General features: G+C 69.6%; 30 protein-coding genes and 1 pseudogene. 16 read left to right on the forward strand and 15 right to left on the reverse strand.

Features of this window, described 5'->3' with window-relative positions; genetic code table 11:
• Positions 1–91 precede the first annotated feature (91 nt).
• Both Phou_RS09190 and dut read right to left on the reverse strand, forming a co-directional pair.
• Positions 92–853 carry a DUF3710 domain-containing protein gene (locus Phou_RS09190; protein WP_173058212.1) on the reverse strand — a complete coding sequence of 254 codons (762 nt, stop codon included), beginning with the start codon at positions 851–853 and terminating at the stop codon, positions 92–94.
• Entirely contained in the window at positions 850–1,359 is a 510-nt protein-coding gene (dut, locus tag Phou_RS09195) for a dUTP diphosphatase (protein WP_173055312.1), read from the reverse strand. The genes Phou_RS09190 and dut overlap by 4 nt, the downstream gene beginning before the upstream one ends.
• Before the next feature lie 42 nt (positions 1,360–1,401).
• Here dut and Phou_RS09200 point away from each other — a divergent pair, with 42 nt between their 5' ends.
• Positions 1,402–1,881, forward strand: a complete 480-nt coding sequence (locus Phou_RS09200; protein WP_173055314.1) for a DUF3093 domain-containing protein — start codon at positions 1,402–1,404, stop codon at positions 1,879–1,881.
• Here the strand turns inward: Phou_RS09200 and Phou_RS09205 are convergent.
• Positions 1,878–2,651: a hypothetical protein gene (locus Phou_RS09205; protein ID WP_173055316.1), complete on the reverse strand. Its 774-nt coding sequence runs from the start codon at positions 2,649–2,651 to the stop codon at positions 1,878–1,880. The genes Phou_RS09200 and Phou_RS09205 overlap by 4 nt on opposite strands.
• A 13-nt stretch (positions 2,652–2,664) precedes the next feature.
• On the reverse strand, positions 2,665–2,961 hold the full coding sequence (locus Phou_RS09210; RefSeq protein ID WP_173055318.1) for a DUF4193 domain-containing protein: 297 nt from the start codon (positions 2,959–2,961) through the stop codon (positions 2,665–2,667).
• A 308-nt stretch (positions 2,962–3,269) separates the two neighbouring features.
• Between Phou_RS09210 and Phou_RS09215 the strand changes: the two genes are divergently transcribed.
• Positions 3,270–3,791, forward strand: coding sequence for a LytR C-terminal domain-containing protein (locus tag Phou_RS09215; protein ID WP_173058213.1), 522 nt, complete (start codon positions 3,270–3,272; stop codon positions 3,789–3,791).
• Positions 3,792–3,830: 39 nt separating this feature from the next.
• On the opposite strand, the pseudogene Phou_RS09220 reads toward Phou_RS09215, so the two are convergent.
• Positions 3,831–4,627, reverse strand: a pseudogene (locus tag Phou_RS09220) (inositol monophosphatase family protein).
• A gap of 271 nt (positions 4,628–4,898) precedes the next feature.
• On the opposite strand from Phou_RS09220, the gene Phou_RS09225 reads away from it, so the two are divergent.
• Together Phou_RS09225 and Phou_RS09230 are read left to right on the forward strand one after the other, a co-directional pair.
• Entirely contained in the window at positions 4,899–6,527 is a 1,629-nt protein-coding gene (locus tag Phou_RS09225; protein WP_173055320.1) for an RNA polymerase sigma factor, read from the forward strand.
• 246 nt (positions 6,528–6,773) lie between these two features.
• Positions 6,774–7,013 carry a DUF7455 domain-containing protein gene (locus Phou_RS09230; protein WP_173055322.1) on the forward strand — a complete coding sequence of 80 codons (240 nt, stop codon included), beginning with the start codon at positions 6,774–6,776 and terminating at the stop codon, positions 7,011–7,013.
• Positions 7,014–7,231: 218 nt separating this feature from the next.
• Here the strand turns inward: Phou_RS09230 and Phou_RS09235 are convergent, their stop codons facing one another.
• The 3 genes from Phou_RS09235 to Phou_RS09245 all read right to left on the reverse strand — a co-directional run bounded on the left by Phou_RS09235 (position 7,232) and on the right by Phou_RS09245 (position 9,873).
• Complete coding sequence (locus Phou_RS09235) at positions 7,232–8,941, reverse strand: DEAD/DEAH box helicase (RefSeq protein WP_281365016.1); 1,710 nt, start codon at positions 8,939–8,941, stop codon at positions 7,232–7,234.
• Positions 8,942–9,042: 101 nt separating this feature from the next.
• Positions 9,043–9,645, reverse strand: a complete 603-nt coding sequence (locus Phou_RS09240; RefSeq protein WP_173055324.1) for a trimeric intracellular cation channel family protein — start codon at positions 9,643–9,645, stop codon at positions 9,043–9,045.
• 9 nt (positions 9,646–9,654) lie between these two features.
• Complete coding sequence (locus tag Phou_RS09245) at positions 9,655–9,873, reverse strand: DUF3039 domain-containing protein (RefSeq protein ID WP_246273446.1); 219 nt, start codon at positions 9,871–9,873, stop codon at positions 9,655–9,657.
• A 74-nt stretch (positions 9,874–9,947) separates the two neighbouring features.
• Between Phou_RS09245 and Phou_RS09250 the strand changes: the two genes are divergently transcribed.
• Positions 9,948–10,853 carry a pseudouridine-5'-phosphate glycosidase gene (locus Phou_RS09250; RefSeq protein ID WP_173055326.1) on the forward strand — a complete coding sequence of 302 codons (906 nt, stop codon included), beginning with the start codon at positions 9,948–9,950 and terminating at the stop codon, positions 10,851–10,853.
• Positions 10,850–11,749 (forward strand): carbohydrate kinase family protein, encoded by a 900-nt coding sequence (locus tag Phou_RS09255; RefSeq protein WP_371872091.1) that lies wholly within the window; start codon positions 10,850–10,852, stop codon positions 11,747–11,749. Before Phou_RS09250 ends, Phou_RS09255 begins: the two co-directional genes overlap by 4 nt.
• Before the next feature lie 4 nt (positions 11,750–11,753).
• Here the strand turns inward: Phou_RS09255 and Phou_RS09260 are convergent, their stop codons facing one another.
• Complete coding sequence (locus Phou_RS09260; protein ID WP_173055328.1) at positions 11,754–12,101, reverse strand: DUF3099 domain-containing protein; 348 nt, start codon at positions 12,099–12,101, stop codon at positions 11,754–11,756.
• Between the two features lie 78 nt (positions 12,102–12,179).
• Between Phou_RS09260 and Phou_RS09265 the strand changes: the two genes are divergently transcribed.
• Positions 12,180–12,467, forward strand: a complete 288-nt coding sequence (locus Phou_RS09265; protein ID WP_173055330.1) for a hypothetical protein — start codon at positions 12,180–12,182, stop codon at positions 12,465–12,467.
• Positions 12,464–12,775 carry a YlcI/YnfO family protein gene (locus Phou_RS09270; RefSeq protein ID WP_173055332.1) on the forward strand — a complete coding sequence of 104 codons (312 nt, stop codon included), beginning with the start codon at positions 12,464–12,466 and terminating at the stop codon, positions 12,773–12,775. The genes Phou_RS09265 and Phou_RS09270 overlap by 4 nt, the downstream gene beginning before the upstream one ends.
• Positions 12,776–12,821: 46 nt before the next feature.
• On the opposite strand, the gene Phou_RS09275 is transcribed toward Phou_RS09270, so the two are convergent.
• Both Phou_RS09275 and Phou_RS09280 read right to left on the reverse strand, forming a co-directional pair.
• Entirely contained in the window at positions 12,822–13,361 is a 540-nt protein-coding gene (locus Phou_RS09275) for an HhH-GPD-type base excision DNA repair protein (RefSeq protein WP_173058217.1), read from the reverse strand.
• Positions 13,348–13,923 (reverse strand): HhH-GPD-type base excision DNA repair protein, encoded by a 576-nt coding sequence (locus Phou_RS09280; RefSeq protein WP_173055334.1) that lies wholly within the window; start codon positions 13,921–13,923, stop codon positions 13,348–13,350. Before Phou_RS09280 ends, Phou_RS09275 begins: the two co-directional genes overlap by 14 nt.
• A gap of 221 nt (positions 13,924–14,144) precedes the next feature.
• Between Phou_RS09280 and Phou_RS09285 the strand changes: the two genes are divergently transcribed.
• The 6 genes from Phou_RS09285 (at position 14,145) to Phou_RS09310 (ending at position 18,958) form a co-directional block, all read left to right on the forward strand.
• Entirely contained in the window at positions 14,145–14,372 is a 228-nt protein-coding gene (locus Phou_RS09285) for a hypothetical protein (protein ID WP_173055336.1), read from the forward strand.
• On the forward strand, positions 14,350–14,868 hold the full coding sequence (locus Phou_RS09290; protein ID WP_173055338.1) for a DUF6879 family protein: 519 nt from the start codon (positions 14,350–14,352) through the stop codon (positions 14,866–14,868). The genes Phou_RS09285 and Phou_RS09290 overlap by 23 nt, the downstream gene beginning before the upstream one ends.
• Positions 14,869–14,880: 12 nt before the next feature.
• Positions 14,881–15,732 carry a helix-turn-helix domain-containing protein gene (locus Phou_RS09295; protein ID WP_173055340.1) on the forward strand — a complete coding sequence of 284 codons (852 nt, stop codon included), beginning with the start codon at positions 14,881–14,883 and terminating at the stop codon, positions 15,730–15,732.
• Between the two features lie 295 nt (positions 15,733–16,027).
• Positions 16,028–16,954 carry a helix-turn-helix domain-containing protein gene (locus Phou_RS09300; RefSeq protein ID WP_173055342.1) on the forward strand — a complete coding sequence of 309 codons (927 nt, stop codon included), beginning with the start codon at positions 16,028–16,030 and terminating at the stop codon, positions 16,952–16,954.
• A complete protein-coding gene (locus Phou_RS09305) occupies positions 16,951–17,163 on the forward strand; it encodes a hypothetical protein (protein ID WP_173055344.1) in 213 nt (70 codons plus the stop codon). Before Phou_RS09300 ends, Phou_RS09305 begins: the two co-directional genes overlap by 4 nt.
• Before the next feature lie 352 nt (positions 17,164–17,515).
• Positions 17,516–18,958, forward strand: coding sequence for an RNA-directed DNA polymerase (locus tag Phou_RS09310; RefSeq protein WP_218578894.1), 1,443 nt, complete (start codon positions 17,516–17,518; stop codon positions 18,956–18,958).
• Positions 18,959–19,454: 496 nt separating this feature from the next.
• Here Phou_RS09310 and Phou_RS09315 read toward each other — a convergent pair whose 3' ends face one another.
• The 4 genes from Phou_RS09315 to Phou_RS54370 all read right to left on the reverse strand — a co-directional run bounded on the left by Phou_RS09315 (position 19,455) and on the right by Phou_RS54370 (position 23,165).
• Complete coding sequence (locus Phou_RS09315) at positions 19,455–20,771, reverse strand: replication initiator (protein WP_173055349.1); 1,317 nt, start codon at positions 20,769–20,771, stop codon at positions 19,455–19,457.
• Positions 20,772–21,451: 680 nt separating this feature from the next.
• Positions 21,452–22,405: a recombinase family protein gene (locus Phou_RS50990; RefSeq protein WP_218578896.1), complete on the reverse strand. Its 954-nt coding sequence runs from the start codon at positions 22,403–22,405 to the stop codon at positions 21,452–21,454.
• Complete coding sequence (locus Phou_RS50995; RefSeq protein WP_218578900.1) at positions 22,387–23,049, reverse strand: recombinase family protein; 663 nt, start codon at positions 23,047–23,049, stop codon at positions 22,387–22,389. The genes Phou_RS50990 and Phou_RS50995 overlap by 19 nt, the downstream gene beginning before the upstream one ends.
• Positions 22,998–23,165 carry a hypothetical protein gene (locus Phou_RS54370; protein ID WP_281365017.1) on the reverse strand — a complete coding sequence of 56 codons (168 nt, stop codon included), beginning with the start codon at positions 23,163–23,165 and terminating at the stop codon, positions 22,998–23,000. The genes Phou_RS50995 and Phou_RS54370 overlap by 52 nt, the downstream gene beginning before the upstream one ends.
• A gap of 222 nt (positions 23,166–23,387) precedes the next feature.
• On the opposite strand from Phou_RS54370, the gene Phou_RS09330 reads away from it, so the two are divergent.
• A complete protein-coding gene (locus Phou_RS09330) occupies positions 23,388–23,924 on the forward strand; it encodes a hypothetical protein (protein WP_173055351.1) in 537 nt (178 codons plus the stop codon).
• 90 nt (positions 23,925–24,014) lie between these two features.
• The gene (locus Phou_RS09335; protein ID WP_173055353.1) at positions 24,015–25,130 is read left to right on the forward strand and encodes a PQQ-dependent sugar dehydrogenase; all 1,116 of its coding nucleotides are present in this window, start codon (positions 24,015–24,017) and stop codon (positions 25,128–25,130) included.
• The last annotated feature ends 6 nt before the right edge of the window (positions 25,131–25,136 follow it).

Consider the following 25,136-nt stretch of genomic DNA (forward strand, 5'->3'; position numbering starts at 1 on the left):
CCTCCTCGACATGCCGGCACCCGCCTGCCGGCTCTAGCCAGCGTACGCGCAGACGGGCAGCACGTCGATCGACGTAGGTCGAAACAGGACCCTAGGTACGGCGAGGGCGGGGCGAGGGCTTGCGGCGGGGCGGCTGGCTCGGGCCCGAGCCGTTGACCGGCGGCGGCGCGTCGTCGACCTCCACCACCGGCTCCTGTGCCCCGGCTGCGCCCTCCTGGGCCTGCGCGGCGAGCTCCTTCGGCAGGCGCAGCGGGAGCGGCTCGCGCACCGGCTTGGCCTCCTGCCCCCGGTCGACCACCAGGCCGTGCAGGCACTCCACCAGCGGGCCGGCGCCGGCCGGGTCGACCGCGGCGCCGCCCTGGTAGACACCGCGGACCATCCACCGCGGCCCGTCGATGCCGACGAAGCGCAGGTCGGTCAGGCCCTCCGGCGTGCGCACGCGGGCGCGCAGCTCCACCCCGTACTCCCCGTCGATCTCCTCGGCGGCCACGCCGTCGTCGAAGAGCGACTTGCGGATCTCGGCGCGCACTTCCTCCCAGATGCCCTCGGACCGCGGCGCGGCGAAGACACCCAGCTGGAGGGCGTTTTCCCCGTGGACCAGCACGACCTGCTGCACCGCCCCGTCGGGGTTGGCCTGCACCCGCACCTCGACGCCGTCGATCGCCGGGATCTTGAGGCTGCCCAGGTCGAGCCGCTGCACGCCATCCGGCGCCTCGGACACGTCGAACGGCCCGACGCTCGGCACGGCCGGCTCGTCGCCGGCCGGCGGCTCGTTGTGCTGCTCAGCGCGGGCGCGGCGCTGGCTGTTGTCCCGCGCGTGCCGCCCGCCCTCTCGCCGTCGCGAGAACATCAGCGCACCTCCCCAACCAGACCGGCGTGCCCGCCCGTCGAACCGTGCCCACCCGCGCCCCGGCTGGAGTCGGGCAGCTCGTCGACCAGCTGGAACACGGCCCGCTCCACCCGCTGCACCACAAGCTGCGCGATCCGGTCACCCCGCGAGATCTTGGCGGTGGCGGCGCGGTCGTGGTTGACCAGGTTGACCTTGATCTCGCCCCGGTACCCGGCGTCGACCGTGCCGGGCGCGTTGAGCACCGTCACGCCCAGCCGCGCGGCCAGCCCCGAACGCGGGTGCACCAGCCCCACGAACCCGTCCGGCAGCGCGATCGCCACGCCGGTGCCGACAAGGGCACGCTCACCCGGCGCGAGCTCCACGTCTTCGGCCGCCACGAGGTCGGCGCCCGCGTCCCCCGGATGGGCGTACGCGGGGAGCGGCAGGTCCGGGTCGAGCCGGCGCACCGGTACGGGCACAGCGTCGGTCACGTCTGTCTCTTTCGTTCGCGTGGGCGTTACCGGGTCCATCCTGCCGTGTCCGGGTAACGGCGTGGGACGTACCCTCACCCCGTGGAGGAGTATGCCGAACGCCTGACCGTCCCGTGGTGGCTGTGGCTGCCGGGTCTCGGCGCCGCGGGCCTCCTCGCGGCCGAGATCTGGATGGGCTCCTCGGGGGTGCGCTCGTGGCTCCCGTTCGTCGTGCTGCTGCCGCTGGCGGTGGCCGGCCTGTGGTGGGTGGGCCGCATCCGGATCCGGGTGGCCGGTGGCGAGCTGTACGTCGACGACGCCCACCTCCCGGTGCGCTTCGTCGCGGACGCGGTGCCGCTCGACGTCGCCGGCCGGCGCGAGGTGCTCGGTGTGGGTGCCGATCCGCTGGCCTTCGTCGTGCAGCGGCCGTGGATCGGCGGGGCGGTGCAGGTGGTGCTCGACGACCCCGCGGACCCCACGCCGTACTGGGTGGTCAGCTCCCGCCACCCCACGCTGCTGGCCGCCGCGCTGCTGGCCGCCCGCGACGCGGTCCGCACGCCGGACGAAGCCGGCACGTCCTAGTCGACGACCCGGCCCTCGATCGCTCCGCGGCCGCGCTGTCGCAGGTCGTCGCGGATCCGGTCGCCGAGGAGCTGCGTCGCCCTCCGGTTCAGGTAGCCGGCGACCGCGGCGCCGGTAAGCAGCGGCCCGAGCGTGGTCAGGTTGCGCCCGAAGCGGCGCAGCAGGCGGTCGCGCAGTTCCTTGCGGGCGGCAGTGCCGAGGACGGCGCCCACGCCGACGCCCGGCATCAGCGGGTTGAACCCGCGCTGCTGCGACCACGCGTGGATCAGGTGCATCGCGCGCTGCGGCCCGGTGCCGGGCACCGGGTTCCCGTACACCTCGTGCAGCTCGCCGATCAGCTTGATCTCGACGGCCACCACGGCGACCGTCTCGGCGGCGAGGAGCACGGGCGCGGTCAGCAGGGTGGGCGTCGCCGCCCACTCGACCGCGGCGATACCGCCGCCGGCCGCACCCACACCGGCCGTCACGCGGCTGGCGTTGCGGACGAGCCGCTCGGCGAGCGCGTCGCCCTCCAGGCCGTCGTGGTGGCGGCGGAGCGTCTCCAGGTCGCGGACCGGAATGTACGGCGCGACGTCGGCCAACGTGTCGGCCATCCATCTGACGACCGTCTTGGGCCGGAACATCGTGCCGATCCGGCGCACGGGCACCGCGCGGGCGACGCGGCGCAGCAGCCGCTTTCGCTCGGACTCGGGCACGTCCTCCCGGCTGAGCTCGGCGATGGCCTTGCTCAGCTCGGGGTCTACTCCGGACTCCGGAACTCCGTCCGTCACGGCGTCGACCTGGTCAGGCGCACTCGGTGCAGATCAGCTCGCCATTGCGCTCGTATGCCAGCTGGCTCCGGTGGTGCACCAGGAAGCAGCGTGCGCAGCGGAACTCGTCCTGCTGCATCGGCAGCACCTTGACGGTCAGCTCTTCGTCGGCGAGGTCGGCTCCGGGCAGTTCGAAGCTTTCGGCTACCTCGGCTTCGTCCACGTCCACGGCGCCCGACTGTGAGTCGACACGCCGTGCCTTGAGCTCCTCCAGGCTGTCCTCGCCGAGGTCGACCTCGTCGCGACGCGGTGCGTCGTAGTCGGTGGCCATCGGTTGTCACTCTCCCGTTCGTGTGTCGCTTCCGGATGTAACCCGGACGACGATGTTTCTGTGCCCAACTGTGGGCGGCGTACCTTACCGCCCCGCGAGCGAGGCATGTATACCGCCCCTGTGGGATGCATGTACGCCCCCGCGCGCGAAGTTGTTCCCAATGTGACTCAGGCGACACGAAGATAGGGGTACCCGCTCCCGACACACGGGCAACACACCGGCGACTCGACCTGTTTCGCGGCATTGCGTGCCACCGTCCGCGCGACCGGCCACCAGGCGCTAACCTCACCGGCATGACCTTTGCCCGAGTGCGAGCGCTCGTCGTCGTCGGCGTACTGGTCGTGTTCGCGCTGGTCTTTGTCGGGGTCGCGCTCGTGCGCGACTCGCAGGGTGGCGAGGTCGCGGCGGCCAGCTGCCCGGAGGGTTGGCCGAAGGGCGACCTGGTGCTTCGCGAGGCGAAAGACATCAAGATCAACGTCTACAACGCGACAGACACCGTCGGCCTCGCCGACTCCGTTGCCCAGGACTTCACCGGCCGCGAGTTCCAGGTGAAGAAGAAGGGCAACGACCCGTCGAAGAAGGCGGTCGAGGGTGTCGCCCTCCTGCGGTACGGGCCGAAGGCCATCGGGTCGTCCCAGGTGATCCAGGCGTTCTTCCTCGGCAAGGCCGACACGCAGTACGACCCGAAGCGCGAGGACGACCTCGTCGACGTGGTGCTCGGCGACCAGTTCCAGCAGCTGGCCACGCCCACCGAGGTCAACCAGTCGCTCGTCGACCTCGGCAGCCCGCAGCTGCCGCCCGGCACCTGCGCGGCCAAGACGGAGGCCTGAGCGGCGACTCAGGGGCCCCCGCGAGGGTCCACGGTGGCCTCAGGGACCCCCGGCGGCGTCCAGCTCGGCCAGGCGGTCGTGGAGCGGCTTGAAGAGCGCCGGCGGTGCGGCGACCACCATGTCCACCCCGGGCGGTGCGCCGCCGAGGCCGGCGACCACGAGACCCGCCTCGGTGGCGACCAGGCCGCCCGCGGCGTGGTCCCAGGGGTTCAGCCCCTTCTCGTAGTACGCGTCGAGCTGCCCGCCCGCCGCCGCGCACAGGTCGAGCGCGGCCGAGCCGAAGCGCCGGATGTCCCGCACGTGCCCGAGCAGGCCGTGCAGCACGCCGGCCTGGTGCACGCGGCGGGCCGGGTCGTACCCGAACCCGGTGCCGACCAGCGCCTGGGCGAGCTCGGTCTGCGGCGAGCCGTGCAGCCGCTCGCCGTCCCGGAAGGCGCCACCCCGAGCGTCGCCGTCCACTCCACGCCGGTCGCCGGGTTTCGCACGACACCGGCCACCACACGCCCTTCCACCTCGGCGGCGAGCGACACCGCGTACTGCGGGAGGTCGTAGAGGTAGTTCACCGTGCCGTCGATCGGGTCGAGGATCCACCGCACCTCACCCCGGGCGCCGCTCGCCCCGTACTCCTCGCCGAGCACCACGTCGCGCGGCCGCCGTACCCGCAAAACGTCGACCACCTGGCGCTCGACGGCGCGGTCCGCCGCGGTCACGACGTCGGTGTCGGTGCTCTTGGTGGCGATGCCGGAGACCCCCTCGACGCGCATCCGGCGGGCGGTCTCGCCCGCCTCTCTGACGATTTCCACAGCGAGCACGAGCAGCTCGGCCGCGTCCGGCATCCCTGACCCCCTAGAAACCGCGGTCGGCCCGTATCATCCTGTCAGAGCTTAGAAAAGACCGTTTGCGGCGGCCCCCGGAGCCGCTCCCCCGGCGTGCGCCGCGGGATGATCGCCGCAGACAGCGTTACAATTCACGCTGCCCACCGCGACGCGGACCGCCACCGCCCGGACGGCCCGCGAGACGGGGGCTCCCACAAAACCGGCCAGCTCGTCACCTCGTGCTGTGCTGGCTGGTTGGCCGCGTTCGTACATCGCCTCCGGAAGGTCATTCGTGACAGAGCCTCGCCACACCGGCGCCGACGTTCGTTCGATCACCGACTCACTGATCGCCCACGCCGAGCGCGCCGGTGGCCAGCTGACCTCGGCGGAGGTCACGCAGACCGTGGAGGCCGCCGCGGTGACGCCGGCCGAGGCCAAGAAGATCCTGCGGGCTCTTGCCGAGCGTGGCGTGACCGTGGTGTGGGACGGCTCCGTCAGCACCCGCCGCCGCGTCTCCGCGGCGCGGTCCGCGACCCCGGCGTCGAAGGCGACGACCGCCAAGGCGACAAAGACCGCGGCCAAGAAGGCGCCGGTGCCCAAACCGGCACCCGGCGAGGAGGCCACCGTGACTCCGCTGAAGAAGGCCGCGCCCGCGGCCGACGCCTCGGCCCGCCCCGCGAAGGCCGCCAAGGCCGCGAAGGCGGCGCCCAAGCCCGCTGACCCGGACGCCGCGCCGACCACCGGCCCGGCCAAGGCGGCGAAGGCCACGAAGGCCGCGCCCGGCGAGCAGCCCGCCGACGGCACCCCGCCCGAGGGCGAGGTCGAGGACATCGATCCCGAGGCGCTGGCCGCCGAGATCGAGGACGTCGTCGTCGAGGCCGAGCCGGCCGAGCTGGCCGAGGCCGCGCAGGCCGACGCCACCGCCGACAGCAACGACTTCGAGTGGGACGACGAGGAGTCCGAGGCGCTCAAGCAGGCGCGCCGCGACGCCGAGCTCACCGCCTCCGCCGACTCGGTCCGTGCCTACCTCAAGCAGATCGGCAAGGTCCCCCTGCTGAACGCGGAGCAGGAGGTCGAGCTCGCCAAGCGCATCGAGGCCGGGCTGTACGCGGCGGAGCGCCTGCGCGCCGCCGAGGAGGGCGAGGAGAAGCTCCCCACCCAGATGCACCGCGACCTGAGCTGGATCGGGCGCGACGGCGAGCGGGCGAAAAACCACCTGCTCGAGGCCAACCTGCGGCTCGTCGTGTCGCTCGCCAAGCGGTACACCGGTCGTGGCATGGCCTTCCTCGACCTCATCCAGGAAGGCAACCTCGGCCTCATCCGCGCCGTCGAAAAATTCGACTACACCAAGGGCTACAAGTTCTCCACATACGCCACCTGGTGGATCCGCCAAGCCATCACCCGCGCCATGGCCGACCAAGCCCGCACCATCCGCATCCCAGTGCACATGGTCGAAGTGATCAACAAGCTCGGTCGCATACAGCGCGAGCTGCTCCAGGACCTGGGCCGCGAGCCCACCCCGGAGGAGCTGGCCAAGGAGATGGACATCACACCGGAAAAGGTGCTGGAGATCCAGCAGTACGCCCGGGAGCCCATCTCGCTCGACCAGACCATCGGCGACGAGGGCGACAGCCAGCTCGGCGACTTCATCGAGGACTCCGAGGCCGTGGTGGCGGTCGACGCGGTGAGCTTCTCGCTGCTGCAGGACCAGCTTCAGCAGGTCCTCCAGACGCTCTCCGAGCGGGAGGCCGGCGTGGTCCGGCTGCGCTTCGGCCTCACCGACGGCCAGCCGCGCACGCTCGACGAGATCGGCCAGGTCTACGGCGTGACACGCGAGCGCATTCGCCAGATCGAGTCGAAGACGATGTCAAAGTTGCGACACCCGTCGCGGTCCCAGGTGCTCCGCGATTACCTCGATTGAGGGACGTTCGTCAACAGAGCGTGTCGCTTTGAACACCACGCGTACATCACGGCGTGGTCATCTCGCCGTTGCCCAGATGTGATCGTTGACGTGGCACCCTTGTCGCACGGCACACTGTCGGTACCCGGGTGTGACCTCGGTCCCCAGAGGGCACTCCGGGAAGGCAGCACCCCCCAAGGGTGTTGGACGATAGGTGAGCAAGGACCGAAGAACGTGTTCATCGGTGACGACCAGAGGAGGAAGGCGATGACCCCGACCCTCACGCCGCCGCCCGAAACGGCGGCCCCGCCAGCCGCCGATGAACGGTGCGACCGCTGTAGCGCGGCTGGCAAGCTGCGAATCACCCTGGCGGGTGGAAGCGAGCTGGTGTTCTGTGGGCACCACGCGAACAAGTACGCCGAGGATCTCGTGAAGATCACGGTCCAGTTCGTGTCCGACCCGGAGTTCAACTGGCGAGGCGCCGACCTGATGGCCAACTCGAACTAGCCAGGTTCAACAACCGCACACACAGACGCAAACCGGCCGGAGGAGGTGTGCCTCCGGCCGGTTCTGTGTGCTCTGACGGGTTCCGCTCTAAGCGAACGCTCCTCGGCCGTCCCATCCCGATCCGGGCGTTTCCCACCTCACTGGGGTGAGTCGCCGTTTTCGCGGGATAGCTGCGGCCCGCGCAGCGGGCCTCGCGGGCCGGCGCGACCGACCGGCCCCTACAGCGTCTGCACCGTGGCGATGCGCTCTTCGAGCTGCTCGATCGTTGCCTGGGCGCTCGGCGGGCCGCCGCACAGGCGGCGCAACTCTGCGTGGATCTTGCCGTGGGGCAGGCCGGTGCGGTGGTGGTGGGCGTTCACCAGGGAGTTGAGCTGGCGGCGCAGCGCGATCCGGCGCTCGCCCGCCGTGCGTGGCCCCGCGGGCTGCGCGGGCACGCCGCCGGCCGGTGCGGGTGCCTTCGTGCGGCGCTGGGCGGCCATCTGGTCGGCCTGGCGCTTGTTGAGCAGCAGGGCCACCTGCTCGGCCGTGAGCAGGCCGGGAAGCCCCAGGTACTCCTCCTCCTCGGGCGTGCCCGCCTGCGCGCCCGTGCCGAACGAGGCGCCGTCGAAGATGACCTGGTCGAGCTCGGCCGTGGCGGAGAGCGCCTCGAACCGCTTTTCCAGCTCGCCGCTCGCCTTCTCGGCGCGCTGCGCGCGCTCGAAGAGCTCCTCTTCCTCGGAGGCGCGCCGCTCGCCGAGCACGTGGTCGCGCTCGGCCTCCATCTCGCTCGCCAGGCCCAGCAGGTGCGGCACGCTCGGCAGGAAGACCGAGGCGGTCTCGCCGGGGCGGCGGGCGCGCACGAACCGGCCGATCGCCTGCGCGAAGTAGAGGGGCGTGGAGGCGCTCGTCGCGTACACCCCGACGGCCAGGCGCGGGATGTCGACGCCCTCGGAGACCATCCGAACGGCCACCAGCCAGCGCTGGTCCGACGCGGCGAACTGGGCGATGCGCGCCGAAGCGCCCTGGTCGTCGGAGAGCACCACGACCGCCTTCTCGCCGGTGACCCGCTCGATCAGCCGCGCGTACGCCCTCGCGGCCTGCTGGTCGGAGGCGATCACCAGCCCGCCCGCGTCGGCCATGCCGCCGACCCGCAGCACCTGCAGGCGCGCGTCGGCCGCCCGCAGCACCTGGGGCATCCACTCGCCGGTCGGGTCGAGGGCGGTGCGCCACGCCTGTGCCACGAGGTCCTGCGTCATCGGCTCGCCGAGCCGGGCGGCCAGCTCGTCGCCGGCGCTGGTGCGCCACCTGGTCTCGCCGGAGTACGCCAGGAAGATCACCGGCCGCACCACGCCCTCGCGGAGGGCGTCGGAGTAGCCGTACACCGAGTCGGAGCGGGACCGCTGGAGCCCGTCAGAGCCCCGCTCGTACGTCACGAAGGGGATGGGGTTGTCGTCGGACCGGAACGGGGTCCCGGTGAGCATGAGGCGGCGTACGGCGGGCTCGAAGGCCGCCCGCACACCCTCGCCCCACGAGCGCGAGTCGCCGGCGTGGTGGATCTCGTCGAGGATCACCAGCGTGCGGCGGGTCATCGTGCGGCGGCGGTGCACCTGGGGAGCGATGCCCACCTGCGCATACGTCACCACGGCGCCGTGGAAGTCGGTCGAGGAGTGGATGTCCGCATTGCGGAACGAGGCGTCCAGCTGGATGCCCACCCGCGCCGCCGAAGCCGCCCACTGGATCTTCAGGTGCTCGGTCGGCGCCACCACGGTGACCGCCTCGACCGTGCCGTCGACGAGCAGCTCGGCCGCGATGCGCAGCGCGAAGGTCGTCTTTCCGGCGCCGGGCGTGGCCACCGCCATGAAGTCCTCGCTGCGACGCCGCAGGTACTCCACCATCGCCTTGCGCTGCCAGGCCCGAAGCGGTGGAAAGTCGTCCAACGCCAGTCGCACCCGACACCCCCTTGACACACGAAATCGCCCCCGCGCGGAGCGCGAAGGCGGCCCTCAGCATAACCGCGCGGAGCCTCGGTGGCTGCCACGCGCCACACGCGTCACACCGCGGTCGGCGGGAGTGGCGCGGACCATTTGCGGAGGAGTGCGACGAGACGTACCCCGAAAATGAGCGCGGCGGGGACCAGCAGCACCACGTTGTGGTGCATCTCGGCGCGCTCCAGCGCGACCACCGCGACCGCGCCGGCGAGCGCGGCGACCGCGTAGATCTCGCGCCGCAGGACGACCGGGATCTCGCCGGTGAGCAGGTCGCGCCCGAGGCCGCCGCCGATGCCCACGAGCATGCCGATCAGGCAGGCGCCCACGGCGGGCACGCCCGCGTCGAGCGCCTTGAGCGTGCCGGTGACGGTGAAGAGGCCGAGCCCGGCGGCGTCGAGCACCAGCACGGTGCGGCGGAGCCGGGCGAGCTGAGGGTGGAGCCAGAAGGTGGCGGTGGCGACGACGGCGGCGACCGCGGCGTAGCGCCAGTCCTCGAAGGCGAGGGGTGGCACCACGTCGATCACGAGGTCGCGGAGGATCCCGCCGCCGAGCGCGGCGACGAAACCCACGAAGATCACGCCGAACAGGTCGAGGCGCTTGGCCACCCCGGCCGACGCCCCGGAGGCGGCGAAGACCGCCACCCCCACGAGGTCAGCGACGAGCAATTCGACCTGTCATTCGGACATCGACTCGTAGATCTCCTTGCACTGCGGGCAGACCGGCGAGCCCTTCTTGGGCACCTTGGTCACCGGAAAGGTCTCCCCGCACAGCGCGATCACGAAGGTGCCCATGACCGCACTCTCGGCGATCTTCTCTTTACGGACATAGTGGAACATCTCAGGACCGGTATCGGCGTCCTTGAGATCGGGAAGCTCAAGAACCTCAGTGCTCACGTGATGACACCTCCAGCCGGTAAGTTTTCCACCTCGGCGTCGGGCGGTCCAACGCGCCACATACGGTAGTGATCGTGACAGACCTTCACATCCGGGTCGGCCCCCATGTCGCCGAGGCGCTGCGCACCGGCCAGCCCGTCGTGGCCCTCGAGAGCACGATCGTCTCACACGGCCTGCCCCGCCCGGACAACCTTCGGGTGGCCCGCGAGATCGAGCGGGCGGTCCGCGCCACAGGCGCCGTACCAGCGACGATAGGCATGATCGAGGGCGCGCTCACCGTGGGCCTCGACGACGAGCAGCTGACCCGCCTCGCCACCGCGGACGGCGTCGCCAAGCTCTCCGTGCGCGACCTCGCCGTCGCGGCCGCCGCCGGCGCGGACGGCGCCACCACGGTCGCCGCCACCAGCGCGGTCGCGGTCGCCGCCGGCATCGGGGTCTTCGCGACCGGCGGGCTCGGCGGGGTGCACCGCGAGGCCTTCGACGAGTCGAACGACCTCATCACGCTCGCCCGCACCCCCATCACCGTGGTCTGCGCCGGCGTGAAGTCGATCCTGGACGTGGGCGCCACCCTGGAGCGGCTGGAGACGCTGGGCGTGACCGTCGTCGGGTACGGCACGCGCCGCTTCCCCGGCTTCTACATCACCGACGCCGGCTTCGACCTGGACTGGTCGGTGGAGACGCCCGAGCAGGTGGCGGCCGTGATGGCGGCGCGGCGCGCGCAGGGCGTGCACGGCGGCGGCCTGGTCGTGGCCAACCCGCTCCCGCTCGACGAGCAGCTCGACCCGGAGCTGCACGACCGTACGCTCGCCGAGGGGCTGGAAAAGCTGCGCGGCGAGGGGATCACGGGCAAGGCGGTGACGCCGTTCCTGCTCGCGCACTTCCACGCCGCGACGGAGGGGCGGAGCCTCGCTGTCAACGTGCGGATCATCCTGCGCAACGCCGAGCTCGCCGGCCGCATCGCGGTGGCGGCAGCAGCTTGATCATCGTCGTCGGAGACCTCGTCACGGACGTGGTTGCGGCGCTCGACGGGGCGCCCGCGGCGGGCACCGACACGGGCGCGCGGATCCGCTTCGCCGGCGGCGGGCAGGGCGCCAACACCGCCGCGTGGCTGGCCGCCGAGGGCGCACCCGTCACGCTGGTCGCCGCGGTCGGCGACGACGAGCCGGGCCGGACCCGGGTGGCGGAGCTGGCGGCCGCCGGGGTGCGCTGCGCGGTCCGCGCCCACTCCGGCACGCCCACCGGTACCGTCATCGTCCTCAGCCACGACGGCGAGCGCACGATGATCAACGACCGCGGCGCCGGCCTGCTGCTCTCCCCCGCCGACATCGACGCCGCGCTGGCCGCCGCGCCGGGCGCGCGGCACGTGCACGTCTCCGGGTACCCCCTGCTGGACCCGGCCTCCCGCGGCGCCGGCCTGCGCGCGCTGGCCGCGGCCCGCGAACATGGGCTGACCACCAGCGTCGACGCGGCGTCCGCGGGCCCGTTGCGGCGCGCGGGCGCCGCCTTCCTGGGTTGGGTACGAGCCATCGACCTCGTCCTCGCGAACGCCGACGAAGCCGCCGTGCTGGCCGGCGGCACCGACCCGGTCGCGCAAGCTCGCACGCTCGCCACGGTCGCGGTGCACGCGGTGGTGAAGCGCGGCCCGGCGGGCGCCGTCTGGGCCGGCCCGGACGGCGTGCACGAGGCACCCGGCCGCCCCGCGCACACGGTCGCCGACCCGACCGGTGCCGGCGACGCCTTCGCCGCGGGCCTGCTCTCCGCCTGGCTCGGCGGCGCGGAGCCGCGGGAGGCGCTGGACCGCGCGGTAGCCCTGGGCACGAAGGCGGTCGGCCTGCTCGGCGCCCGCCCGCCGCTTGAGGGCCGGGGTTCGCGTTAAGTCCTTAGCCGTCGGCGTCGATGGTGCGGGGCGGGGGTTTGCTCGGCAGCGCCTGCCGAGGGCCTTCCTCCGCTTCGGGCGGCTTGTGCCGGAAGCGGTACTGCTCCTTGGGCGGGCGGTCGTTGGCCAGGATCACGGCCAGCCATGGGATCAGGACCATGCCCAGCAGGCAGAGTGGCAGCCAGAGCCAGAGCAGCGGTGCCTTCGTGCCCACCAGGACCGCGGCGACCAGCAGGCAGACGCCTCGGATGGACATCATGACGACGTACCGCACCTGGCGGCTGCGCAACTGCTCCGCCTGGCTGCGGTCAGCGCCGGTGATCAGGATCGGCCGCTGGGCCTTTCGCTTCACCCGTCCATCCTTCCACTCGCTTCACCGTCCCGATTTTTGGCCGCCGTCGCGTATTACGCGCGTGGTACGCTCTGGCGCGTGGGGAGCAGGTTCAGCTTCACCGAAGAGGGCCTGGCCAACCTGCGGCTCTACGAGGTGAGTCCGGGCGAGGTCTGGGAAGCCCTCCACAGCACGCGCCGGATCATCCGGCACCTGGGCGACGACGTCATGGTCGTCTACGCGGCGACCGGTCGCGGGCGGCGGCTCGCGATCCTGCTCATCGAGGCGGACCGCGGTGACAACGACTGGGACGTCCTGTCCGCCCGCGATCTGACCGACGTCGAGTCCAAGCGGTACGACGAGGCACAGCAGGGGTGGCGACGATGAACAGAAACGACGCGCTCAAGCAGTTCCACGAGGGTGGCGACCGGCTCGCCGAGCTCATCGACGAAGGTCAGCCGGCAGAGCTGCCCGCCCCCGACAGCGACGTGCCGATGGTCAGCCGGTCCGTGCGGCTGCCGGTCGATACGTACGAGCGGGTGCGGGAGGCCGCCGAGGCGCGCGGCATCGGAGTCACCACCCTGATGCGGCAGTGGATCGAGGCGGGCTTAGCCGACCTCGACGAGTCCGCGACCGTCTCGCTCGCCGACGTGCGGCGGGCCATCGCGGCGCTCGCGCACCCGCGCGCCGCCTGAGCGCTACTTCTTCGCGGCGCTCGCGCACCCGCGCGCCGCCTGAGCGCTACTTCTTCGCGGCGGCAGCGGCCTTGGCGTCCGCCTTGGCCTGCTGCTTGTACTCGCGCACCTTCACCAGTGCCGCGGCGTCGACGATGTCGGCCACCGACTTGTAGGCGTCGTCCGGCCCGTACGCCCCGGCGGCCTCGCGCCACCCCGCAGGCCGCACGCCGAAGCGCTTGCCGAGCAGCGCCACGAAGATCTGCGCCTTCTGCTTGCCGAAGCCGGGCAGCGCGCTGACCCGCTTGAAGAGCTCCTTGCCGTCGCCCGCGGTGGTCCAGATGCTTTCTGCCTCGCCACCGTACGTATCCACCACGATGCGGCACGCCTCCTGCACCCGAGCGGCCATCGCCTTCGGAAAGCGGTGCAGCGCGGGCGGGGTGGCGAAGATGGCGGTCAGCGCCTCCGGATCGAAGTCGGCGAGCTCCTCCGCGGTCGGCTCGTGTCCGAGCCGGCGGCTCAGCTCGTACGGCGCGGAAAACGCACGCTCCAGCGGAAACTGCTGGTCGCAATAGGCAGCCGGATGTATGTACCTACTCCTTGGCAGCCTTCGCGGCGGCCTTCATCTCCTTCTTGTACGCCCGCACCTTGAGCAGCGACGGCTCGTCCACGATGTCGGCCACCGACTTGTACGTGCGGTCCGGCCCGTAGTCGCCCGCCGCCTCGCGCCAGCCCTTCGGACGCACCTCGTACCGCTTGCCGAGGAGCGCGATCAGGATCTGCGTCTTCTGCTTGCCGAAGCCGGGCACCTCGGAGATCCGCTTGAACAGCTCCTGGCCGGTCTTGGCCTCACCCCACAGCCGCGCGGCGTCACCGTCGTACTTGTCGACCAGGAGCTGGCAGACCTCCTGCACCCGCTTCGCGTTGGCCTTCGGGAAGCGGTGCAGCGCCGGCGGCGTGGCGAAGATGACGGTCAGCGCCTCCGGGTCGAAGTCGGCCAGCTCCTGCGCGGTGGGCTCGTGCCCGAGCCGCCGCACCAGCTCGTACGGCGACGAGAACGCCTTCTCGAAGGGGATCTGCTGGTCGAGCGTCATCCCGATGAGGAGCGCAAGCGGGTTGCGCTGGAGCAGGGCGTTCGCCTCTGCGTCGATGGGCAGCGTAATCGCCATGGCGGCCTCCGGAGGTAGCGGGCTACGCCCTACATCCTGCACTGCCTCCCCGCAGGAGTGCGCAGCCGCACTGCCGGCGCCCGCCAACGACGTTTGTCCGGCGGGTGGCAGCTCGACCGCGAATGGGTTGGCGCAAACTCGCGCACAAGCCTTGAGGCCATTGCCGCGCGCCCCACAAACTCGGAGGCGCCGACAATTCTTATCGCGGAAGGATCGTCAACATGGCACTCCGGTTCCTGGGGAAAGATCCCGACAGCCCGAACGGCGAGTCGCCTACGCTCTACTACGACGAAGATCGGGACACGTACGTATTCCAAGGCTGGAAGGTCACCGACGCCGAGCGCTTGGCGCAGTTGGACATCCCGGCTCACGAGACCGTGATCGAGTTTCCGAAGCGCATGATGCGTTTCTTTCCGGAGGTGAGTGGTGGCGGCGGAGCCGACGCTTGAGGATCTGATGCGCTCCTGCGAGCGGTCCGCGGTTCATCTGGAGCTGCGGGACGGCTACACGCGAAACGATCCGATGCTCGACGACTGGCTTGCCGGCGTCCGGCTCGATCCGGCCGATCGGGCGTCGTGGTGGCATCCGTGGCTGGAGCTCGTGGAGGAAACGATCGGGCGCGGCGTCAGCGTGCGCCGCGCCCGGATCGTCTCCACGCCGGTCAGCGAGTACATCCGGTACGAGTACGACGTCACGTTCCGAAACATCCTCGTCGGCGAAGAAGTGCGCTGGCTGTCGCGGCGCGATGCCACCGACATTCCGTTGCCTGGCAACGACTTCTGGCTCTTCGACGACCGTCTCCTGCTGGTGTACCACTTCGATGGCAAGGACGACCTGGCGGCTCGGGAGGTCACCCGCGAGCCTGGCGTGGTCAAGCTCTGCGGGTCGGCGTTCGAAGCGGTGTGGGAGCGCGCCACGCCACACGACGACTTCCGGCTCGACTGACACACTCGTCTCGTGGCGTCCCCGTCGTCCAGCGCACAGCAGGCGCTCGAAGCGCTCGGCACGCGGCTGCGCGAGATCCGCATCGACGCGGGCCTGACCGGGCGCGACCTCGGCCAGCTGGCCGGCTGGCACTCCTCGAAGGTCAGCCGCATCGAGCACGCCCGGCAGACCCCGTCCACCGACGACATCACCGCGTGGTGCAAGCATTGCGGCGCCGTCGACCAGGCGGCCGACCTCATCGCGTCGCTGCGCGCGGCCGAGGGCATGTACGTCGAGTGGCGCCGCATGGAACAGAGCGGCCTACGCGTGGCGCAACAGGCGGTCGTGACGCTCTGGGAGCGGACGCGCCACTTCCGCATCTACTCCCCTCGCCTGATCCCCGGCCCGGTCCAGACACGCGCCTACATCGCGGCGATGCTTGAGGGTGTACGCGCTCGCCGCGAAGTACCGGACGATGTGGACGCCGCGGTGCGGGTCCGAGTGGAGAAGCAACGCGTCATCCACGAGGGCGCCCATCGGTTCGCCATCCTCCTTGAGGAGAGCGTGCTACGGCACCCTATCGGTGACACGGAGACGATGGCCGGCCAACTCGGCTATCTGCTGACCGCCAGTGCCTTGCCTTCCGTGTCGCTGGGCGTCATCCCACTCGGCGCCGACCGCTCCGGCCAACTCGCCGTCGAGGGCTTCTGGCTCTTCGATGAGAAACAGGTCAATGTGGAGCTGGTCTCCGGGCATCTCACCCTCACACAGCCAAGCGAGATCACCATGTACGCCGAGGTCTTCGCTCGACTCGCCGATCTCGCCGTGTACGGCTCCGCCGCCCGCACTCTGATCACGGCAGCGATCAACGGGCTAAGCGATTGAGGCGTCGCAAACTCCCGCACATTCATTGAGCCGCGTTCGGCGCCGTACCTAGCGTCCTCCGGCAAGCGCTCAGCGCGGGAGGTGATTGGTGTGGGCCAGATCGTGATGGTCGCGGTCGCGTTGGTGGTGGGCTTCCTCGCCGGCCTGTTGGCGTTCAAGCGGTCAAACCGTTGGTGCCCTTCGTGCGGCTACCCGCTGGCCTGCGTGCGTTGCCACCGATCTCGCGCGGACGCGGTTCCTGATGGTCCGACGCGCCGGGCTGCCTGACACCCGGCCGTAACGAGGAGGTTCGGCGGTGCCGACCAAACGAGAGCAGTTTCAGCACTCCATCCGTGCTCGCTATCTGGGCGAGCGGATGCGCAGCCTGCGGGAGGAGCGCGGCCTGACGTTGAAGTACATCGCCGCGTTCCTCGGCGTGGAGTTCTCCACCCTGGCCCGGTACGAACGGGCGGAGTGGCCGTTCCGCGCCGACCACGTGACGGCGCTGCTCGACGTGTACGGCGTGTACGGGGAGCGCCAGCGCGAGGAGCTGGTGGCGCTGGCACGCAACGCGTGGCGGGTGTGCGGCTGGGAGGTCGCCGGCGTCAAAGACACCGGCACGGCTGGGGTCAACGAGCAGCCGATCATCGACCACTGGTGGATCCAGTCCAGGGCCGAGGAGTTGTGCGTCTACTCGCCCGCCCTGGTGCCGACGTTGTTGCGCGCCCGCGACTACGCCGAGGCGCTGATCCGCTTTCGCGACCCGAACACGCCGGTGATGAAGGTCGAGGCGGAGGTCCGCGAGCTGGTGGAGCGGCAGCAGGTGTTGGACGCCCGGCCACCCATGCGGCTCACGGTGATCCTGGAGGAGGCGGCGCTGTCCCGCCGCATCGCCGGGCCGGCCGTGACCCTGGCACAGTGGGAGCACTTGGTCCGCGCGGTCGAACGGCCGCACGTCACCGTCCTGGTCCTGCCCAGCAGCGCCGCCCTGCATCACGGCATCGACGGTGGCTTCACCCTCTGTCGGATGCACGCGCCGTACCCGCCGGTGGCGCTGCTCGACCAGCTCACCGGTCGCGCGGTGGTGGAGGCCGACGCGGCAGAGCGGTACAGCGTCGCGTTCGACAAGTTGAAGGAGGCGGCGCTCAACCCGGCGCATTCGATGGCGCTGATCGAGCAGGAGATCAACGACCTCGGCACGCTGGGACGGACGCCGGCCACTCGTGAGGCGGCGACCGCATGACGATCCCGTTCGACTCTGACGCTAACCGTGCTGCGGTAACGATGGCGGCGCAACGGATCTCTGCCTATGCTGACGCACACGGCATCGTCATCGACGAGGTGCACTGCGAGGACATCGCCCAAGCCGTCGTTCAGATCTATCAGGCATTCCATGCCGGCCTCCTACACAGGCCGCAAGTCGACGACGCACCGCAATCGATCACCTCGTAACGCTTCGGTCCTGGGTTCGTCTCTACACCTTCGGCGGCGAACCCGGGCCCGCGCCTCGTGGCAGGACTTGCAAGCGGCGACCGACTGTCTACGTGGATCGACCAAGACGCACGCACCGTTCCACAAGCCCGGGCCGGATTCTACTCATAACCCCGATCTCCTATTATTGTCGCGCCCTCTTTGCCTGCATAACGGTGTGACGACCCGACCACCGGTGGCATATCGTTAACCTCTGGCAAACTGGCGGGAGCGCACGCGAGGGGTACAAGATGGACTGGGAGACAGTCGTAGACATAGACCAAGCCTTGATTAACTGCCACATTGAGTTGATCGGAGATTGGTACAGGGATCCATGGGATGGCCCGAATTGGATTGGGTCGCCAAGAAACACAAAGAATTAGTGTTTGCACGATTAAAGGCATCGGGCGCCCGAAGCGTTTCACCAATCGATGTTCCCAAAGAGAATTTCATGATCAGGCCAGCGGTTGTTATCGACCCAGTGGATAGACTGGCATATCAAGCCTTAACAGATCGTTTGAGCAAGAGCGTGATCGGCGAGATGCACCGTCAAGCCTACGGATGGCGCCTTCATGTTAAGGACCCGAAGCCCGGCGCCTATTCGACCAACGACGCCCAGTGGGAACTCTACCGTAATCACCTCAGCGCACTAGTCGCTAACTTTGAGGTCGCACTGAAGACAGACGTTGTGTCATGCTTCGCAAGTCTTCGACTTGACGTCATAGCGGATGAATTTTACGCCCGAGCAGGAAGCAGCGCGGTCGTGGAGCGCACCCTCTCGATGCTCGAGTCGTGGGAAAAGGCACCCAATCGCTCAGGAATCCCTCAACGATCGCTCGCTTCAGCAGTCCTCGGAAACATGGTCCTTTCGCGTATTGACGATATCCTCAAGTACCATGCCAAACCCATGTCTCCGGCCGAAGCGGGCCTAAGTTTCGCTCGATGGATGGACGATATTTGGCTCTTTGGGTCCGACGCAGGCGACCTCCGATCTGCCCAGATCGAGATTCAGGATGGCTTGCAAGCACTCGGTTTGCATATCAATACTGGAAAAACCAAGTTGCTTGAAGGATCTGAAATTGCAGATCACGCCCTAAACGTCGCGCACAGTGCAGTAGACGACGGATTCCTAAGTCTTATCGCCGGCAAACCAGCGGATACTGGGCCGCTCGATGAGTTGGTCGAGAAACTCTTGGCAGAGAAAGAAGAAGCTAGCAGAACTAGCATAAAGTTTGCAACGAAGCGCATGCGAGAGCACAAGCACTTCTCCAAGGTGGACGGCTTCGTGGACGTGGCTCCGCGCATGCCTCATGCCGCCGATGCGCTCGCGCGCCTATTTAGAGATGCCGATCGAGCGAACGAACTGGCAAGCTGGTATCTCGAATATCGTTCAACCCCATGGGCCAAGTTACAGTGGTCTAGCGCGCAGCTTGGGACTATGTTTTCGTCCAGTGTTCGGCCACAGGTCGAGGTAGTCGACCACTTTGCAGAGATTCTTTCGGCAGGTGGTCTGTCGCTCCCAATGGCGGCCTTAGCAGCCCAACGTCTGGCAAGCTGGGATGCCTCGAAAGCCCGTGCTGTCATATCTGAAGCCGTCAAGAAATCCGACAGCGCTCTGCAACGCAGAGTTTTAGCCTTGGCCGCCCTCCATGCTGACCACAACCGGACGATTATCAAGAAGTGGCTAAACGACTTCGAAGAAAACTCACTAACCCTAGAAATGCTGAAGGAAACCAACTTCAAGAAACCCAAACTCAAGCCAGATTTTGAAGGGTGACCTCATGGCTCGCCCCCATCCCGTGTGCCGTCGACCCGCACGTACGTGGAGCGGGCCGCCGCCCGGGGCGCCACGTCAAGCGGACCTTGACGGTAAAACGGCGGCTGGCGCCCCGGGCGGGGGTCTGCTCGGCTCGCCCGGGTCGACGGCGCACGGGATGGCTCAGCGCCCACCCACGGACCGCAACACGCGCGCGGAGCGAGACGATCCCGGAGCCGGAGCGCCCCCGCCGGAGGCGCCCTGACCGCAAGAGACGCGACGAGTGCCAGCGCAACGCCTCCTGGGCCAGGCACCACGCCGTCGCCTTCTCGCTCCTTGCGGAGAGGCGCCGTTGACATCCGGTGCGGGCGCTGCCGTAGCTGCGCGGGCTTGCCCCGGCCCGCGTCGCCGGAGGCGTAAGCGGGCCGGGGGCGCTTGCGCCCCGCCCTGAGCCGGCGGGCGCCACGGTGCGCCGCGTCAGCGGCGCCTTGACCCCGTATAGAAACTCGTAACCAGCTCACCCAGACCGGAAGTGCCGTTGCCGGGCCCGAATGGCGTCCACGATGGGCGCCTCCCCGTGCGCGAGTCCGGAGCGCATGAACCTCCACTTGGCATCGATGACGATGTTGCGACCGTCGAGCGGAGGTAGTCCCTGAGAGTGGCGGCGCTCAGCCTGCTGGTGGTCGCGGCGCTCCTGCTGGAGCCGGCCGTAGGTGGTCGAGTAGGCGAGGCTCTTCGTGGCGGCATGACCGCGGTAGCCCAGCATGTGCGCCCAACGAGCAAACGCGATGTCGCGGTGCGCTGGGTCGAGGTCCAGGGCGAAGCACTCCCGCACCATGCGTTCGGCATGCGCGGGCAAGTGGAGCCAGTACAGGTCATCGACGCTCTTAATCCTGCGTGGTGGCAGGCCGGCAATCTCGGCGCCCTTCGTGACGTACTTGGCGATGTACAGCGCAGCTCGCGGGCCGCTGATGCCGTCGCCGGCCTGGCTCACCGGCTGCACGTCGAGCTGAGAACCGAAGCGCACCGTCCGCGAGAAAAGATCGACATACACCGCCGCTGCGGCATGACGTAGGCCGGACTCCAGCAGCTCCACACGCGCCCACGAGGGCGGAGCCGAGGACGGACCGGACGGGCCGTCGATGCGAATCACGACGTGGAAGTGGATGACTCCCCTGGCCTGATACTCGGCGACCTTGAAGAAGGACACCTTGGCCACCTTGCCGAGGCTCGTCCGGCTGGTCCCGACACGCGCTGCGATCTCGCGGCGCAGGTAGATGGTGAGCCGCTTCCACAGCTCGCCCGCGTACGCGTTGAACAGCACCGCGCCGGTGTAGTCGTAGCACTCCAGGCACATCGCCTGACCGACCCGAGGATCACCCTCACCATGCCGCTCCCGGCACGACATCACCACACCGTGCGGGCACGGCTCCGCGTCACGGCGGACGCGACAGCGCAACGGCTTCCCGTCCTTGCCGAGCTGCTTATGCCTACTGTGGACCGCGCCGAACGATGGGGCCGTCAGCGTGGCGAAGATGGCCGGATGCTCGGCCACCGACTCCGGCACGCCCTTGCCGCCGACCAGGCCGGCGCGCCCGATCTGAAACGTGTCGTCCTTCTTGACCTGGGCGCACGACGGGCAGATGACCGCCCGCCGGTTGCCGCACCGGACGAGGCGGTAGCCGGTCGGCTCGTCGTCGGTGCAGTAGTGGTCCAGCACCTCGCCGGTGCCGGCGTCGACCACGGTCCGGTAGCCACGCAAGCGGATCGGGTTCGCGCACGCGCCTGTCAATCTAACTTGACGTTCCCAGGCCGGAAAGTCCGGCATGGCCATACGACTTGCCGCCGCTCGAACGTCCTCGGGCAGGTTCTCGAATCTGTTCAAGCGGCCGCTCCGAAGTCGGAACGACAGACCCTTTCACCATCCGACGGTGCGGGCGGCTCGGCCAGGTCCAGGCCGAGTGTCGCGCAGATGCGACGCCATTTCCGTTCAGACCAGGCGGGCGCTTCAGCAGCCTTTCGGCGTCCCCATTCCCGCGCGCTGATCGGGTCCAAGATTGGGCGGCTCCCTTCCTCGATTCCAGGAAAAGAGCGCGCGAGATCGCCACACCGGCATCCAGCGTCCGACGTGCGAATACAGAAGAGAGGTTGCTACGGAAGCACAATCATGGAATCGAAGAAGGTGTGGCCTGTATGCGTCTGCCTACCGCCAGCAAAATTGTAGGTCCGGGTGAGTCCTACGACAGCGGTCCCCATGCGGCAAATCCCGGTCAGCTTGTAAAGGCAGAGGGCGCGTGCTTCCGTATTCGGTTGTGGCGATGTCTCGCGGCTCTGCAATCGAGAGTAGCCACGCCATCCGACAGTCTCAGCGAATAAAAGCGGCCACCAATATCGACTTCCACCGAGCGTCACGGTGAAGGCCGGTCACAGCCGTCACCAGTCGGTACCCGCGGGTACACGCTGACAACCAATGACAAACGCTGACCGAAGTGACGCAGACCACAAACGTCACTCTCAGTCCTCGCGCCAGATTGGCTCCAACCGCTCCGGGTTCCAGCCGCGCTTTCCGCCCGCCGGGTACACCAGCACCGCCGCGAGCACGTCCTCGATGTAGGCCCGCTTCTCCGCCAGCCCAAGCTTCGGCCACTTGGCCCGAAGGTCAACCGGCCTGCCCGCCGCGGCGTACTGCTTGGCGAGCCAGGCGTCGCGCTCCCCGCTCAAGGTCTGCTCCTCGCGCTCCAGCTCAGGCAACATCGCGAAGTAGCGACTGCTCGAAATCCGCTGGGGACGCGCCCGCCAAGCCGCAGTCAGGTCGGCGATGTCCTGGCGGATCTGGGCCAGCTCAGCTTCTCGCGCCCACGGCGAAGGAGCGCTCCTCGCCTCGCGCCGCTGCGCCTCCAGCTCGTACTTCGCGATGACCGCTTCCGCGATGAACTCATCGGTCTTGCCGCCCGGGATGCTCACCCCACCACAGCCGCCCTTGGCACGGCTCTCACAGGCGTAGTAGAAGAGCCCCGGCGTCTTCACCCGACTCTCGTGCGCCTTGATCGCCCGCAGCTTGTGGCCGCAGTCCGGCTTGCCGCAGCGCAAAGTGCCGGTCAGCAGGTAGATACGCGCATTCGTACCTCGTCCACGGACGGCGTTCGACCCGATGATCGCCGTGACAGCCTGCCACTCCCCGACCGTCAGGATCGGCTCGAACTGACCGATCACCGGCTCCCCCGACGCATCACGCACCACCTCCATGCGCACGTGCTCCTTGCCGGTATCGGGGTCGACCTCCCGCACGTGACGCGAGCGGTAGCCGCAGATGCGCGGGTTACGCAACACCTGCTTGACCGACTCGGCCACCCACTCCTTGCCGAGCGGCGTCTGGAGACCTGAGGCCCGCCATTGGGCTACGACCGCAGCGAGCGGCGCGCCCTCCAGGAGGCGCTGCGCGGCCTTCCTCACCGCGTCCGCTTCCAAAGGCTCCAGCGTGCGCAGATCCCGCTTCCACCCGAATGGACGCCGGCCGCCGGTGGGGTTCCCGCCTGCTCCATCGCCCGGTGCTTGCGGCGCACCCGGCGCGCCGCGTCCACCGACTGCTTGTGGTAGGTCGCCACTACGATCCGGGCGACAGTCCGGCCGTTGTCGGTAAGCAGGTCGAGGGTGCCGGTGATGTCCAGGATGGGGCGGCCGAAGTGCTCGACCACCTCGATGCAGTCTTCGAGGTGGCGGTTGTCGCGTGTGAGCCTGTCGATGTCGTAGACGATGAGGCCGTCAAGCCGCTGCCCATCAGGCGTCAGCCCGCGCTTGAGATCCTCCAGCGCGCCCTCGAAGACCGGGCGCACCACCCGGTACGCCATCCGCCCGTCCGGCAGCCGCACCCGCTTGCGCTTGTAGGCGCTGGTGTCCGGTTCCTCGTACGTGAAGACGTAGTTGCCCTTGCGGCCCTCGACGTAGCCGCGACAGTCCTTGGTCTGCTCGTCCCGGCCCTTGATGTCCCGGCCGGTCATGTACGGCGAGCCTGCGCGCTGCCCTTCAAATTCGAACGACAGCCGGACGAGTCCGGCGAGGTTCAGACCCTCCAGGTCACCCCAGTGCGCCCGTTGTACCAGCTCACCGCCCATGCATCAAACATACGTTCGCCTGTGTGGTGGTCCAGAATCATGCCGACCAACAGAGCCAACGGGCTCCGCTGGAGCAGCTCGTTGGCTTCGGCGTCGATGGGCAGGTTGAGCGTCATAGCCCCATCCTGCCCGATCCGCGCGGCGGCCGGGTGCGGGTGCGCGGCGCGCTCCACTATGGAAAGCGGCGGAGAGCGCACGATTGCCGATCTCGGGGAGGTAATCTCACGCCGTCGACATATGTGGCAGGTCGTCCCACCGAGGATGTTGCGGGGCGCCGCAGGCGTACGGGGGCGCGGCGGTCGGGCGCGGATGGCGGACCCACTGGACAGGAGGCTCCCGTGAGTAGGTACGTCATCACCATCACGCCCGACGACGGCGGCGCCGCCGCCGGCGCCGCGGCACACACCACCGTGCGAGTGGACATCTCCACCGGACAGACGCGAATCACCGAGCTCACCGTGCGCGCGGCCAGCGGCGGTGGCCTCGCCCCGGCCGACCTGCCACCGGTCGACCTCGACCTGCTGGTGCGCGCACTCACCGCACCCGCACCACCGGCCGCTCTGCCACCCGTCGCCGAGACCGTCGATGAAGAGGTCGCGCCCGCACCGCGCCGCCGCGCCCGCAAGACCGCGGCCAAGAAAGCGACGGCCAAAGCCACCACCCGGTCCGCCGCGAAGAAAGCCACCAAACGCGGCGCCGAAAACACCGGCACCCGCGCGTACCGGCGGATGCCCGAAGCCGACGAGGTCATGGACGTGTACCGGCAGACCGGCTCGATCACCGCGGTCGCCGAACACTTCGGTGTACCCCGCCACACCGTCGCCGGGTGGGCCCGCCGCCTGCGCTCACTGGGACACGCCATCGGCCGGCAGTAATCTCCGCACGGCTAGTCTTTCCTCGGGCTTTCGCCCCGTTCTGGTGCGATCGGGACAGCCGACGAGAGGGGCACAACCGTGCGGAAATCCATGGTGGCTCTGGCTGCGGTGGCGGCGCTGACCGCCTGCTCGGGCGACGACGGGGGCGACAGCGGCGGTGGCGAGCCGACGCAGCCGGCGGCCACCGTGCCCACACCGACCGGCTCCGGCGCGAGCAGCACCCCCGGCGGCCCGCCGGACCTCGGTGCGCCGCAGCAGGTGGCGAGCGGGCTGGATGTGCCGTGGGGCCTCGCGTTCCTGCCGGACGGCAACGCTCTCGTGGCGGAGCGCGACACCGGCCGCATCCTCCAGGTCTCGCCCGGCGGGCAGGCGCGCGAGGTGTACGAGGTGCCCGGCGTGGACGCGGGCGGCGAGGGCGGCCTGCTGGGGCTCGCGGTGTCACCCGGCTACGCGCAGGACCGCTGGGTGTACGCGTACCACACGGCCGACTCGGACAACCGCATCGTGCGTTTCCGGCTGGACGGTGACGCCCGGCCCGAGGTCGTCTTCCGGGGCATCCGCAAGGCGGGCAACCACAATGGAGGGCGCATCAAGTTCGGGCCGGACGGCATGCTGTACGCCGGCACGGGCGATGCCGCAAACACCGCCTCCTCGCAGGATCCGGACAGCCCCAACGGCAAGATCCTGCGCCTGACGCCGGAGGGCGACCCGGCGCCGGGCAACCCGCGGGCGGACTCCCCGGTCTACACGATGGGCCACCGCAACGTGCAAGGGCTGGCGTGGGACAGCGCGGGCCGGATGTACGCGACCGAGTTCGGCCAGAACCGCCTCGACGAGGTCAACCGCATCGAGGCGGGCAAAAACTACGGCTGGCCCGATGTGGAGGGCGAGGGCGACACGGACGGCGGGCGGTACACCAACCCGATCGTCACCTGGCCGACCGACGACGCCTCCCCCTCCGGCGCGGCAATCGCCGGCGACACGCTCTACGTGGCGGCGCTGCGCGGCGAGCGGCTCTGGACGGTACCCCTGAATGACGGCGAGGCCGGCGAGCCGCGCGCCGAACTGCGCGACCGCTACGGCCGCCTGCGCACCGTGGAGATCGCGCCCGACGGCGCGCTGTGGCTGGCCACGTCCAACCGCGACGGGCGCGGCGACCTCCGGGACGGTGACGATCGCGTCCTTCGCCACCCCGCGCGACCCTGAGACGCC

It is taken from the genome of Phytohabitans houttuyneae (genome assembly GCF_011764425.1).
Lineage (GTDB): Bacteria > Actinomycetota > Actinomycetes > Mycobacteriales > Micromonosporaceae > Phytohabitans > Phytohabitans houttuyneae.